Below are 13,024 nucleotides of genomic sequence, written 5' to 3'. Positions count from 1 at the left end.
GACACGCGGAGAAACGTCGTTGTGGGAGCCGTGACCACATCCACTTGCGCACGGGGAATCAGCGCAACCGCGGGTAGCCTGCAGGCATGAAGGTTGTGATCCCCAGCAGTTACCCGGGAGAGGCGCCGCGGTTGGAGGGCGCTGAGGTCGTCGTCGTGCCGCACGACGAGGCGGTGCCGGAGGCGCATCTCGACGCCGAGGTGCTCGTCGTGTGGGGGCAGCCGCAGACGGTGATCGACGACGCCGCCCGGCGGATGACCGGCCTCCGGCTGGTGCAGGGGCTGGCAGCCGGGGCCGACAGCGTGCTGGCGGCGGGGTTCGACGATTCCGTGGTGCTCGCCAACGGCGTCGGCCTGCACGACGACAATGTCGCCGAACATGTCCTCGCCCTGACGCTGGCGTTGGTGCGTTTCCTGCCGTTGGCGCTGGTCAGGAAGCGTGAGCGTCGCTGGGACCACCATCTGGGTGGCGCGGTGGCGGCCCGAGGCGACGACGGCCGCGTCGTGAGCCTGCGCGGGGCGAAGGTGACGGTCTGGGGCTTCGGGTCCATCGGGGCCACCGTCGCCCCGTTGCTGAAGTCGTTGGGCGCGGAGGTGACCGGTGTCGCCAGGAGCGCGGGGGAGCGGCACGGGTTCCCGGTGGTCGCCGATGAAGGCCTCGACGAGGTGCTCGCGGGCACCGATGTGCTGGTCATGATCCTGCCCAGCCTGGAATCGACGGCGAAGGCGCTGGGCGCAGAGCGACTGGCGACCCTCAAGGATGGCGCGCTGCTGGTCAACGTGGGGCGTGGCACCACCGTCGACGAGGAGGCGCTCGTGGCGGCGCTGCGCTCGGGTCGCCTGGCCGCCGCGGCGCTCGATGTGACGGCGGTGGAGCCGTTGCCCGCGGAGTCGCCGTTGTGGGACGAGCCGAACGTGCTGATCACCCCCCACATCGCCAGCGACCGGCCCACCGGCGCCTCGGAGTTCGTGGCGCGGCAGGTGGGCGCGCTGGCCACTGGCGGCCAGCTGCGCAACGTCCTGCGCTGAGTGCGCGGCGTTTGGGTTTGACCCGCCAGAAGGGCCACCATTGACGCGTGCTTCCCTCTCCCACCCAACGCGTTGACCTGACCAAGTTCGCGTGGCTGTCCATCGCGGCCGCCCTGATCACCATCGTGTTGAAGATGGGCGCGTGGTGGGTCACCGGCTCGGTGGGCCTGCTGTCCGACGCGGCCGAATCCCTGGTGAACCTGGTGGCGGCGTTCGTCGCGCTGTACGTCCTGAAGCTCGCGGCCCGGCCCGCGGACAAGAACCACCACTTCGGCCACACGAAGGCGGAGTACTTCTCGTCGGGCGTTGAGGGCGTCCTGGTCTTCATCGCCGCCGCGGCGATCCTGGTGTTCGGTATCCAGAGGCTCATGGACCCGCAGCCCATCGAGGAGGTCGGCCTCGGCCTGGGTATCTCGGTGGTGGCGGCCCTCGTCAACGGCGCCGTCGCGTTCGTCCTGATGCGCGCCGGGAAGGAGCACAACTCGATCACCTTGCGCGCCGACGCCAAGCACCTCTACACCGACCTCATCACCACGGCCGGTGTCGTCGTCGGCATCCTGCTCGTGGGCCTCACCGGCTGGGACTGGCTCGACCCGGTGATCGCCATCCTCGTGGGCCTCAACATCCTGTGGACCGGTTGGCGGCTGGTCATGGAGTCGTCCTCCGGGCTCATGGACGAGTCGCTGCCCAAGGAGACCAACACCAGGCTGCGCGCCATCCTGGACGAGCACACCAACGAGCACGTGCAGTTCCACGCCTTCCGCACCCGCGTGTCGGGGTCCCGCGCCTTCATGGAGATGCACATGCTCGTCCCTGGGAGTTGGACGGTGCAGGAGGGCCACGACGCCATGGAGGACCTGGTCGACCTCCTCCAGGACGAGTTCCCGGACCTCCGCGTGCTGGGCCACCTGGAACCCATCGAGGACCCGCGCAGCTACCAGGACGAATTCCTCATCTGATCCGAGGGGCGGCTGAGCTGCCGCCGCGAGGTGCCGTCGGCGGTGGATGAAAAAGGCTCCCTCGCGGTGGGTTCCGAGCGTGACGTCACGCACGGAACCCCTCGCGAGGGAGCCTTTTTTCTCTTGCCGTCGGCTAGATGTACTGACCGGGGACGTTGGTTAACCGGGTGAACGGTGAGAGGTTCCCGCAGGCTGTGTGGGGTCTGTGGTGATTGTAGTGATGCAGCCACCCCGCGAGGGCATCCCGACGCTCGGCTTCTGATTGGTAGCAGCGGGCGTATCCCCAACCGTCTGCGAGGGTGCGGTGGAACCGTTCGATCTTCCCGTTGGTCTGCGGCCGATACGGTCGGGTCTTCTTCACCGTGATGCCGAGCTGGCTGCAGACTCGATGCCAAAGGTTCGATCTGTAGGCGGATCCGTTGTCTGACAGGACCCGCTCGACTTTGACCCCGCGGGCGGCGAACCAGTCAACGGCCCGGGCCAGGACCGCCGTGGCCGTGAGGGCTGTTTCGTCGTCGTGGACCTCGGCGTAGGCGACGCGGGAGAAGTCATCGATGACCGTGTGGACGAACGCGTGTCCCATCTTCGGGTGGTGATGCTGGTTGCGTTGTTTGCCGGGGGTGGCCGCACGGTTCCGGTCACCCTGGTTTCGTCCGACGAAGCGCCAACCGCCACCGTCGGGGATGTTGCCGAGCTTCTTCACGTCGACGTGGATCATCGACCCGGGATGCGGGTGCTCGTAGCGACGCACCGGCTCGCCAGTGGCCCGGTCGACGTGGGCCAGCCGGTTCAGTCGGCAACGGCGCAGGATCTGGTGGACCGTCGAGGGTGCAACCCCGACTCGGGACGCGAGTTGCACGGGTCCTTCCCGGAGCCGCAATCTCAGAGAAACCACCCGCTTCACGACCGGCATCGTGGTCTTGTTCGGAGACGACTTCGGTCGTGATGAACGGTCCTGCATCGATTCGCCAGCCCGATACCTGTCGGCCCAGCGTTTCACTGTGGCCCAGGAGCACTGGAACCGGGCCGCGACCTCGGAGACCGGGACGCCGGCATCGACGACGAGTCTGGCTACGGTCAAACGAGCGCGAGGGGTCAGGGCTGCGTTAGCGTGGGACACAAGAGGGCCTCTCTGGCGGTGGATGGTTTCGCAACTCCCACCCAACCCGAAGGGCCCTCCCTTCGTCTCCATCAGTCAGCGCGTGTCATCGCACTGCTTCAACCAACCTGTCCGGTCAGTACAGCTAGAGGCGACGGGCCGGGCCGCCGGGGCGGGTGACGATCGTCGACGCGGTCTCGGCGACCTCGGGGTACTCGGCCACGTAGGCAGCCAGCCACCTGTCGGCGAAGGACTCAGCCTCATCGGTCTGGACCAGGGCCCAGACGGAGCCGCCGAAGCCGGCGCCGAAGCCCGCCGAGGCGGCCGCGCCCAACTCGCGGGCGAGCCGCTGGAGGCGGTTGGTCTCGGGGATCTGGTTGCCCAACTGCTCGTCGGCGTTGCGTTGCGAGAGGTCGGCGGCGCGGCCGAAGGCCTCCAGGTCGCCGGCCTGCAGGGCCTTCACCGCCTGGGGGATGGCGACCTCGGATTCGGTGACGAAGGCCGTCAGGCGCCTGGTGAGGCCCTCATCCGAGGCCGCGATCGCGCGCAGCCCCTCGAGGGCGTCGTCGTCGGAGGCCAGCGCATCTGCGAGGACGGCGTCCTCGCGGCCCGTGGCGTCGTTCCACGCCTCAGCCAGTTCGCGGGCCGTCAGCGAGGCGTTGTTGTACGACTCCAGCGCCGCGCCGGTCTTCTCGGCCAGCACGCCCGAGACCGCCACGACGAACGACCACTCCGGGGGAAGCGCCACCGAGACGCCCTCCTCGATGGGGCAGAACGTGAACTCGGTCAGGCTGCCTTCGTGGCAGCAGAGCATCGCCGTGTGGTCTTCCGAGCCGCCGAACGTGCCCACGCCGCGCATGCCCGCGAGGGTGCCGAAGGTGAGGCCGTTCTCCATCGTGGCCATGTAGCCGGCCAGGTCGATGTCGGAGTGGATGTTGGCCTTCCACTCCTCGCGCTCACGGATGTCGTTGTGGTCCACCACGGCCAGGGCAACGGCCACCACGAGCGCCGACGACGAGCTCATGCCCGAGGCGAGCGGCAGGTTCGAGTCGATCACGAGGCGGGCGGGCTTCAGGTCGCCGAAGTTGAGGAACAGCCTGTCGAGCGTGGCCTGGACGTAGTTTCCCCAGTGGCCCTTCGGCAGACCCGACGGCGACCCCGGGGTGAGCTTCAGCTCACCGGGCACGGCCGTCGTACAGGCGTAGAAGCCTTCGTCCGCGTCCTCCAGGGTGATGGTGATGCCGCGGTCCACGGCAGCCAGCAGCGACCGGCCGCCGGCGTAGTCGGTGTGCTTACCGAGGACCTCGAGGCGGCCGGGGACGAACCACTTCACAGACGGGCCTCGCGGTCACCCAGAGCTTCGACGACGGAGGCGATGTCGCCGCGGTTGCTCATGTCGAGCACGCCGGCGTCGGCCTTCACGACGGCGTACGGGTCGCCGTCCTCGATGGCGCGGCGCACCGCGTCGGTGATCTCATATTCGCCGCGCGCCGACAGCGGGATGGCCTTCGCTGCGGCGAAGATCGCCGGGGTGCACAGCCAGCAGTTCATCGAGATGACGGCATCGTCGCCGAGGCGCTCGATGGTCTCCGGGTCCGGCTTCTCGACCAGTTCGGCCAGGTTGCCCTCCTCGTCGGCGGTGGCCAGCGCGAAGGCGGCGATGCGCTCTGGGGCGATGTTGGACTTGGTGAGCATCCCGTTGCGGGTGAAGCCCACGAGGGCGGAGCCGGGGACGTCCTTCAGCAGGGTGAGGGCCTCGGCGGGGTAGTAGTTGTCCGAGTTGATCACCAGCACGCGGTCGTCGCCGGCGAACTCCTCCGCGGCGAGCACGGCGTTGGCGGTGCCGAGCGGCTCCTCCTGAACGGCGTAGGAGACGGTGATGCGATCCTTGGCCACGTTGTCGTAGTAGTCGCGGATCATGTCGTGCTCCGGGCCGATCACCAGACAGATGTCGGTGAAGTCGGCGTCGGCCAGCGCGGAGATCACGTGGTCGAGGAACGGACGCCCGACGGAGATCATCGCCTTGACGCCCGCGTCGGCGGCCTTGGACTGCTCTTCGCTGAGGTCGACACCCTCAGCTTCCTTGCGCATGCGCGAACCCAGCCCGCGGGCCAGAATGACTGCCTTGTGAGGTGCCTCGTAGCTCATGGCACCCACCCTATTGCCCGCCCCGGGTGGGACGCGAAGTGGTCAGCCGATGTGGTGAACGGCCGTGCGCAGAATCAGGGCCATGGACACGGCCCCCGGGTCGATGATGCCCACCGACCGGTCCGCGTTCAGAGCGGCCCTGCCCCGGCGGGCCACCATGTCGACGGTGGCGTCGCGCCCGGCCTCGGCGGCCGCGGCCGCCTTCTCCAGGGCAGCTGCGACATTCTCGCCTTCGGCGGCCGACGCGTCGAGCGACGCGGAGGCGGGGGCCAGCGCGTCGATCATCGTCTTGTCGCCTGGCTCTGCCTTGCCGCGCGCCTGCACGCCGCGGAGCGCCTCCCGCAGCGCGAGGGCCAGGCCGTGCGTGGTGAGCGACGGGTCCCAGTGCGCGCCGGCGCGGAGAAAGAACGTGCCGAACAGCGGCCCGGAGGCGCCGCCCACGTTCTGCACCAGAGCCATGCCCACCTGGCGCAGCGCCTCGGCGGCGTGGTTCTGGGCGCTGAGGTCGAGGTTTTCCGCGGCCGCGAAACCGCGCACCATGTTGGTGCCGTGATCGCCGTCGCCGAGGGCACGGTCGAGTTCGTCCAGCTCATCGATGCGGGCAACGAATTCGCGCGAGCATTCCAGCAGCCACTCGGCCACCACCATCACTCCGGCTCCCACGTGCGTCCTCCTCAGACGAGACAACGGGCGAGATTGTACGCCCCCAAGGTGAACGCGCGATGTCAGCGCAGGCCGCGCAGGAAATCCTCGTCGTCATCGGGGGCCCGATGATCGCGGACCTGCGGGTGGTTCTTCAGCGGCCGGCCCAGGACGAGCCAGGACACGGGCCCCACGATGGGCAGCGCGATGACGGCGAAGGCCCAGAGCCAGCGGGGCATGGCCCGGACCCGGTAACCGCGGGACTGCGCGACCTCGACCACGCAGTAGATGGTGAGCATCACCACCGCGATGATGAGGAGGATCCTGGGCATGGGCCAAGTCTACGCCGTCCAACCCGGGGCCCGGTTTAGGGTGAAGGGATGCACACCATCAGCGCACGGGTCCGCGACCTCCTCGACGGCGGCCCCGGCCTGTGGCTGGCCCCCGGCAGCGGTACCGCGCCCGACGGGTGCGCCGTTGTGGCGACCTCCGGCTCGACGGGTGACGCGAAGCTGGTGGTACTGCACCGCACCGCGCTGACGGCGGCGGCGCGGGCCGCCGAGGAGCGCCTGGGATTCACCGCCACCTGGCACCTGACTCTCGCGCCGCACTACGTGGCCGGACTCATGGTGCTTGTGCGTGGCCAGGTCGGCGACGGGGTGCGCACCGCGTCCCCAGACCTCACGGACCTCGATCCTGCGCCCGGACGCAACTGCCTCTCGATCGTGGCCACCCAACTGTACCGCGCCCTCGAGTCACCCGCGCTGAGCGCGATGCTGGGCCGGTTCGACGCCGTCCTCGTCGGGGGCGCCGCGCTGCGTCCCGAACTGCGGGCCAGGGCCGAGGCGGCCGGCATCCGGGTGATCGAGACCTACGGGATGAGCGAGACCTGCGGCGGAGTGGTGTGGGACGGCGTCCCGCTGCCCGGAGTCAGGATCACCGTGGGGGAACTCGGCCGGATCGAGATCGGCGGGCCCACCGTGTTCGAGGGCTACCTCGGCCACCCCGCAGCCGGGGGGGCGGTGCTGACCAACGACCGCGGCCACTGGGCCGACGGCAGACTCATCATCGACGGCCGCTTCGACGATGTCGTCATCAGCGGCGGCGTCAACGTCGACCTCGCAGAGGTGCGCCGCGCCGTCGCCGCTCTGGACCCGGAGACCGACGTGCTCGCCGTCGACGACCCGGAATGGGGCGCGCGCGTCGTGCTGTTCGCCACCGGGGGCACGCTGGAAACCTGGCGGGACACCCTGCGCGGCTCGCTGCCTGCCCCGGCGCTGCCCCGGCAACTGGTCACCGTCGAGACGCTGCCGCGCACCGGCGGCGGTAAACCGGACCGGCGAAGCCTCCTAGGATTGGTCAAATCATGAACGACTCCCTCTCCGTCTGGGTGGCCGGTGCGCGCCCCCGCACCCTCCCCGCCGCCGTCGCCCCCATCCTGGCGGGATCCGCCTCCGCCGCCGCTCTCGGCAGGTACCACTGGGGCGTCGCGGCCCTCTGCCTCGTGGTGGCCCTGGCGCTGCAGGTGGGCGTCAACTACGCCAACGACTACTCCGACGGCGTGCGTGGCACCGACGACGACCGGGTGGGCCCCACCCGCATCACCGCCTCCGGCCTGGCGGCGCCCGCCGCCGTGAAGCGGGCCGCGTTCCTCTCCTTCGGAGTGGCTGCCCTGGCCGGGTTGGGCGTCGTGGCGTGGAGCGGTCACTGGTGGCTGCTGGTCGTGGGGGCTCTCGCCATCATCGCCGCCTGGTTCTACACCGGCGGCCGGCGGCCCTACGGCTACCTGGGGCTGGGCGAGCTCATGGTGTTCGTGTTCTTCGGCCTGGTGGCCACCGTGGGTACTGCCTACGTGATCTCCGACGCCGCGCCGTGGCACGCGTGGCTGGCAGGCGCAGCGGTGGGCGCGCTCGCCGCCGGCATCCTGGTGGCCAACAACCTGCGCGACATCCCCACGGACCGGATCGCCGGCAAGATGACGCTGCCCGCGCGGCTGGGCGACCGCAACAGCCGCCTCTTCTACGCCGCCCTCGTCGGGCTCACCGTCGCCGCCGTCATCGGCTTCGCTGCGCTGACCACGTGGTGGGCCCTGGTGGCGCTCCTGGCCGTGGGCCTGCTCGTCGAGCCCCTGCGCCGCATCCTCGGGGGAGCCGACGGCCGGGGACTCATCCCCGTGATCCAGTCCACCGGCTTCGCCGAGATCGGCATCGGCCTGGGGCTGCTCGTCGGGACCTACCTCGCATGAGGCTCTTCGTCTACGACATCCCCCTCACCGTCCGGTTCCGCGGCATCACCCACCGCAGCGGGATCCTGTTCGAGGGCCCGGCCGGGTGGGCCGAGTGGAGCCCCTTCCCGGAGTACGACGACGCGGAGGCCGCCGCCTGGCTCCGCGCCGCCATGGAGATGGCCGAGGAGGGGTACCCGGAGCCGGTGCGTGACACCGTGCCCGTCAACGGCATCGTCCCGGGCCTCCCGCCGGAGCAGGCCGCGGCCCGCGCGGTGGCGTCCGGCTGCAGCACGATCAAGATCAAGGTGGCGGCCTCGGGGGAGCGGATCGATGACGACGTCGCCCGGGTCGCCGCGGTGCACGCCGCCCTGCCGGGGGCCAAGCTCCGCGTGGACGCCAACGGCGGTTGGAGCCTCCACGACGCGGCCGCCGCCCTCAGGGAACTGGAGCCGTTCGGGCTCGAGTACGCGGAACAGCCCTGCGCCACCGTCGAGGAACTCGCCGCGCTGCGGCGGCTCGACCTCGGCACGCCCATCGCCGCCGACGAATCCATCCGCCGCGCCGGCGACCCGCTCAGGGTGAAGCGGGCCGGGGCGGCCGACATCGCCATGCTCAAGGTGCAGCCGCTGGGCGGCGTCCGCGCCTGCCTGCGCCTCGCCGAGGAACTGGCCATGCCCGTGGTGGTGTCCAGCGCCGTGGAGACCTCCGTCGGTCTCCGGGCGGGGCTCGCCCTGGCTGCCGCGCTGCCCGAGCTGCCCCACGCCTGCGGTCTGGAGACCGCCCGCCTCCTCGACGGCGACGTCACGGCGAGCCCGCTCCACCCGGTCGACGGCATGCTCCCGGTGCGGCCGGTGGTCGTGGACCCCGCGTTGCTCGAGCGGTACGCGGCCGGCCCGGAACTCACCCACTTCTGGTTGGATCGGTGGAGGAGGGTCTCATGAGCAGCATCCGGTTGGGCAGCACGATCGTCGACGCCCTCCTCAGCATGGGGGTGCGCGACGTGGTGCTCGCGCCCGGCTCCCGCAGCGCGTCCCTGGCCCTCGCCGTCGAGCGCGCCGACCGCGCCGGGGTGCTCCGGCTGCACGTCCGCATCGACGAGCGGGTGGCCTCGTTCACCGCGTTGGGCCTGGCCAAGGCCGGTCAGCGCCCCGTCGCGGTCATGACCACGTCCGGCACCGCCGTGGCGAACCTGGCCCCGGCGGCCATGGAGGCGCGGGCCGCCGGTATCCCGCTGGTCTTCATCACCGCGGACCGCCCCGCCCATTTCGTGGGCACCGGCGCGAGCCAGACGGCAGACCAGGCGGGGGCGCTGGGGCCGGCTGCGCTGGGCGTCGTCCGGTTGTCGTCTGAATCCGGTGACGAGGCGGCCTGGGCCGCCGGCGTGCACCGCGCCGTCGTACTCGCGGCCGGCTACCGCACCCGCCGGCCAGGGCCCGTGCAACTGAACGTCGAGTTCGCCGCCCCGGTGGTGGGCCCGCTACCGGCCCCCGAGCAGTGGCCGCTGCTGGTGAGCCCGAGCCTGCCCGGACAGGTCTTTCGGGCTGCAGCCGGCCTGCGCACCGTCGTGCTGGCCGGCGACGCCCCGCCCGAGATCGGCGCCGAGGCCAGGAGGGTCGCCGAGGCCGCGGGGGCGCCGCTCTTCGCCGAACCCAGCTCCAACGCCCGCGGAGGGGGCTGCGCCATCGCCGGCTACCGCGACCTCCTGGGCACGCTGGGCGCCGAGATCGAACGGGTGGTGGTGTTCGGTCACCCCACCCTGTCGCGGCCGGTGGTCGCCCTGATGGCCCGCGCCGACGTGGAGCTCATCGTGGTGACGTCCGCCGCGGACTGGACGGACCCCGGGCATCGCGCGGTCGTCATCGCGGATTCGGTCGAGATCCCGGAGCAGGAGGAGTCCTGGCTGGCCCGCTGGCGCGCGGCCGACGCGGCGGGCGTCGGCGAGGGTTTCACCCAGCGCCACGTCGCCAGGGCCGTGCTCGCGGCGCTCGACGGCGGGCACGACCTCATGCTCGGTTCCAGCTCGATCATCCGCGCCGCAGACATGCTCCCGGTGGGGGACGACGCCCCGCGGGTCTACGCCAACCGCGGCGTGGCCGGCATCGACGGCACCATCGCCACCGCCACCGGCATCGCGCTGGCGGACCACCGCCCCACCACGGTGCTGGTCGGCGACCTCACGGTGCAGCACGACCTGGGGGCACTCGTCCGGCCCTCCCTCGAGCCGTGGCCGGGGTTACGCGTCGTGGTGGCCGATGACGACGGCGGCTCGATCTTCCACACCCTCGAGCAGGGCGCGCCGGACTACGCCGACAGCTTCGAGCGGGTGTTCGGCACGCCCCAGGGCCTGGACCTGGTGGCCGTGGCCACCGCCATGGGGTGGCTGGCGGTGCGCGTGGCCGATCAGCCCTCGCTGGAGGAGGCGCTCGCCTCGGACGCCGAGTTCATCGTGGCAGGGGTCCCGAGGCCCTGACCGCCGTCGTGGGCGGTGAGCCAGTTGCGCACGGCCAGCGTGGCGCGCACGTCGTCCTCGTTGTAGTCCAGCACCCGCCGCCGCGCTGAGCTGCGGGCCTCCGCGGTGCCGGCCTTGACGGCCTGCGCGAACCAGGTCTGCGACGCGAGGCCGCCCGGCTCCTCGTCGCGCCAGCGGAAGCCCACTCCGCGGCTGGCGACGACCTTCAAGCCGAGCCCGTCGACGCCGACGAAGTTGTCGCGGACGAACCCGAACAGGTCTGTGAAGTGGTCCTTGATGAGTCCCACGGCCGCGAGCAGCGCCGGGTTGCCGCTGCGTTCCGCGATCCGCCGCAGGTGCACGGTCTCGTAGTCGCTGTAATGGAACACCCTGAGCCCCGGATGACGCGCCACCATGTCCAGCAGCCACTGGGCGAACTCCACCGCCACGGCCGTCTCCGCGTCCTGGGTGAGTTGCTCGAAGCGGCTGAAGTGCTGGAACCGCGAGCCCTCAGCGTCGGTCACCAGGACACCCCAGAGGTACACGGTGCCGTCGTCGGCGGTCTCGATGTCGAGGTCCACCTCGACGGGGGCGCGCGGCACCCCGATGGCCTCGGTGCTGACGCGCTCCAGCTCCACGCCGTTGGCCAGCATCCGGGCACGGCGGGCCGCCTGGCGCAGGCGGTGTTCGGAACGGTCGCGGTGACCCGTGAGCGGCAGGTACCGGGGGAGGATGGCGTCGATGTCGGCCTCCGCCAGCTCCGCGACGGTCTTGATGCCCAGGCCCAGCAGCGTCTGGAGTTCGCGCACGTCGAGCGGCGCCTTGGAGATGCGCAGCGAGAGGTCGTCGTCGTCGATCAGCGGGCGGCACACCTGCCACCACGCGCACCATTCGCACTCCTTGATGCGGATGGGCCGCACCACCGGCGCGGGGTCGGCCACCCCGGTGCGCTCGCGCGCGTGTTCGGCCACGTAGACGCGGAAGCCGTGCTCGTGGTCGTAGCGTTCCAACGCCGAGCGCAGCTTGTGCCCCGCCGTCTTCGAATAGGTCCGGATGAACTTGGTGGTGAGGTCCACCCAGGTGGCCGACGGCTCCGAACCGGCGGCCCGGTCGTCGCCCACGACGGCGGCCAGGGAGGACGAGGACGCGAAGCCGCAGGATTCGAGCAGCCGCCAGTGGTGTCCCAACTCCAGCAGCACGCCTTCGCGGTGGACGCGGTAGCGCAGGTCAGGGAGGGCCTCCAGGGTGCCGATGGCGCCGAGGGTGGAGACCTGCAGTTGCGTGGCCCCCACCTGCTTCTCGCGCACCCGGTACGGCTTGACCTTCAGCGGCCAGTAGCCGGGCGTGCCGGCCTCGGTGTCCGTGCCGCGCACCAGCGCGTCAGGCCGGCCGCTGCGGTGGCCGTCGAGGTCCATGGGCAGGACCCCGCCGAGGATCAGCGGCGCCCCTGCGCCCATGGCCTCCAACGCGGCCTTGAGCCGCTCCTCCCACGAGGCGCCCTGCGCGTGCAGGTTGCGGAGGTCCACGACGCCCTCGGTGCGGGCGGCCAGCCGGTTGAGCACCCCGTCGCGGAAATCCGAGCCGCCCTGGAACGATTCGCGCAGCGACTCGTCATGCGGCTGTGCCGGCTGGGGGAGCGTGGGGTCGAACGTGTGGAACGTCTTCACCGGGCAACTGCGTGCGGCGTAGGCGTCCAGCACGAAACTGTTCATCAACGCTTCCAGCCCCGGTGCAGCGCGACGATGCCGGCGGCATGGTCCTGCCATTCCACGCCCTGCCAGCCGGCCTCGCGCATGAGGTCTGCCAGCCCCTGCTGATCCGGCCAGGCGAGGATGGACTCCGCCAGGTAGCCGTAGGCCACCGGATTGCTGGACAGCTTGGCGATGCGGGGCAACGCGGCCACGAGGTAGTTGGTGTAGACGTGCCGGAAGGCCCGGTTGGTGGGGGTGGAGAACTCCGCGATGACCACGCGGCCGCCGGGCTTGGTGACCCGGTACATCTCCTTCAGCGCGTCCAGCGTGCGTTCGACGTTGCGCAGCCCGTAGGAGATGGTGACGGCGTCGAACGTGTCGTCCGGGAACGGCAGGGCCACCGCGTCGCCCGCCACGAAGTCGAGGCCGGGCTGCTGCCGCCGCCCCTGGGCCAGCATGCCCAGGGAGATGTCGCTGGGCACCACGTAGGCGCCGTGCGCCGCGAGGACGGCCGACGACGTGCCGGTGCCCGCCGCGAGGTCCAGGATGCGCTGCCCGGGCTGCGGGTCCACCGCCTCCACCGTGGCGCGGCGCCACCTCCTCACCTGACCCATGCTCAACACGTCGTTGAACAGGTCATAGCGTTTGGCGACACCGTCGAACATGGCGGCGACGTCACCGCGCCGCTTGTCAAGGGTTGCTCGGCTGCCGGGCTCACTCTGCATTGGTTCACCTTATCGCTGCCCACCGACGGATGCAGGGGACGCCGGTTCGACCCGCT

General features: G+C 71.0%; 13 protein-coding genes. 6 read left to right on the top strand and 7 right to left on the bottom strand.

Annotation, left to right across the window (positions count from 1 at the left end):
• The first annotated feature begins 86 nt into the window (after nt 1–86).
• On the top strand, nt 87–1,028 hold the full coding sequence (locus tag ACZK4S_RS01640) for an NAD(P)-dependent oxidoreductase (RefSeq protein ID WP_463643149.1): 942 nt from the start codon (nt 87–89) through the stop codon (nt 1,026–1,028).
• Between the two features lie 47 nt (nt 1,029–1,075).
• Complete coding sequence (locus ACZK4S_RS01635; RefSeq protein WP_463643148.1) at nt 1,076–1,987, top strand: cation diffusion facilitator family transporter; 912 nt, start codon at nt 1,076–1,078, stop codon at nt 1,985–1,987.
• A 133-nt stretch (nt 1,988–2,120) separates the two neighbouring features.
• Here ACZK4S_RS01635 and ACZK4S_RS01630 read toward each other — a convergent pair whose 3' ends face one another.
• The 5 genes from ACZK4S_RS01630 to ACZK4S_RS01610 form a co-directional block, all read right to left on the bottom strand.
• The gene (locus ACZK4S_RS01630) at nt 2,121–3,107 is read right to left on the bottom strand and encodes an IS481 family transposase (protein ID WP_463643147.1); all 987 of its coding nucleotides are present in this window, start codon (nt 3,105–3,107) and stop codon (nt 2,121–2,123) included.
• A gap of 124 nt (nt 3,108–3,231) precedes the next feature.
• The gene (locus ACZK4S_RS01625; RefSeq protein ID WP_463643146.1) at nt 3,232–4,419 is read right to left on the bottom strand and encodes a GHMP family kinase ATP-binding protein; all 1,188 of its coding nucleotides are present in this window, start codon (nt 4,417–4,419) and stop codon (nt 3,232–3,234) included.
• Nucleotides 4,416–5,234 (bottom strand): nucleotidyltransferase family protein, encoded by an 819-nt coding sequence (locus ACZK4S_RS01620; RefSeq protein ID WP_463643145.1) that lies wholly within the window; start codon nt 5,232–5,234, stop codon nt 4,416–4,418. The genes ACZK4S_RS01625 and ACZK4S_RS01620 overlap by 4 nt, the downstream gene beginning before the upstream one ends.
• Before the next feature lie 42 nt (nt 5,235–5,276).
• Nucleotides 5,277–5,882 (bottom strand): dihydroxyacetone kinase subunit DhaL, encoded by a 606-nt coding sequence (gene dhaL / locus ACZK4S_RS01615; protein ID WP_463643412.1) that lies wholly within the window; start codon nt 5,880–5,882, stop codon nt 5,277–5,279.
• A 77-nt stretch (nt 5,883–5,959) separates the two neighbouring features.
• Nucleotides 5,960–6,208, bottom strand: a complete 249-nt coding sequence (locus ACZK4S_RS01610; protein WP_076060882.1) for a PLD nuclease N-terminal domain-containing protein — start codon at nt 6,206–6,208, stop codon at nt 5,960–5,962.
• 48 nt (nt 6,209–6,256) lie between these two features.
• On the opposite strand from ACZK4S_RS01610, the gene ACZK4S_RS01605 reads away from it, so the two are divergent.
• Genes ACZK4S_RS01605 through menD form a run of 4 tightly spaced genes read left to right on the top strand, consistent with a single transcriptional unit; the run spans nt 6,257 to nt 10,573 of the window.
• On the top strand, nt 6,257–7,246 hold the full coding sequence (locus ACZK4S_RS01605; RefSeq protein ID WP_463643144.1) for an AMP-binding protein: 990 nt from the start codon (nt 6,257–6,259) through the stop codon (nt 7,244–7,246).
• A complete protein-coding gene (locus tag ACZK4S_RS01600) occupies nt 7,243–8,121 on the top strand; it encodes a 1,4-dihydroxy-2-naphthoate polyprenyltransferase (protein WP_463643143.1) in 879 nt (292 codons plus the stop codon). Before ACZK4S_RS01605 ends, ACZK4S_RS01600 begins: the two co-directional genes overlap by 4 nt.
• Nucleotides 8,118–9,044: an o-succinylbenzoate synthase gene (locus tag ACZK4S_RS01595; RefSeq protein WP_463643142.1), complete on the top strand. Its 927-nt coding sequence runs from the start codon at nt 8,118–8,120 to the stop codon at nt 9,042–9,044. Before ACZK4S_RS01600 ends, ACZK4S_RS01595 begins: the two co-directional genes overlap by 4 nt.
• Nucleotides 9,041–10,573 (top strand): 2-succinyl-5-enolpyruvyl-6-hydroxy-3-cyclohexene-1-carboxylic-acid synthase, encoded by a 1,533-nt coding sequence (gene menD / locus ACZK4S_RS01590; RefSeq protein ID WP_463643141.1) that lies wholly within the window; start codon nt 9,041–9,043, stop codon nt 10,571–10,573. Before ACZK4S_RS01595 ends, menD begins: the two co-directional genes overlap by 4 nt.
• On the opposite strand, the gene ACZK4S_RS01585 is transcribed toward menD, so the two are convergent.
• Together ACZK4S_RS01585 and ACZK4S_RS01580 are read right to left on the bottom strand one after the other, a co-directional pair.
• Nucleotides 10,504–12,264, bottom strand: a complete 1,761-nt coding sequence (locus ACZK4S_RS01585; protein WP_463643140.1) for a TM0106 family RecB-like putative nuclease — start codon at nt 12,262–12,264, stop codon at nt 10,504–10,506. The genes menD and ACZK4S_RS01585 overlap by 70 nt on opposite strands.
• The gene (locus tag ACZK4S_RS01580; RefSeq protein ID WP_076060867.1) at nt 12,264–12,968 is read right to left on the bottom strand and encodes a demethylmenaquinone methyltransferase; all 705 of its coding nucleotides are present in this window, start codon (nt 12,966–12,968) and stop codon (nt 12,264–12,266) included. Before ACZK4S_RS01580 ends, ACZK4S_RS01585 begins: the two co-directional genes overlap by 1 nt.
• Nucleotides 12,969–13,024: the final 56 nt, after the last annotated feature.

Source organism: Tessaracoccus zhenghani, assembly GCF_055326325.1.
Note: the sequence above shows the minus strand (reverse complement) of the source record. Positions and strands in the feature narration are given on the sequence as shown.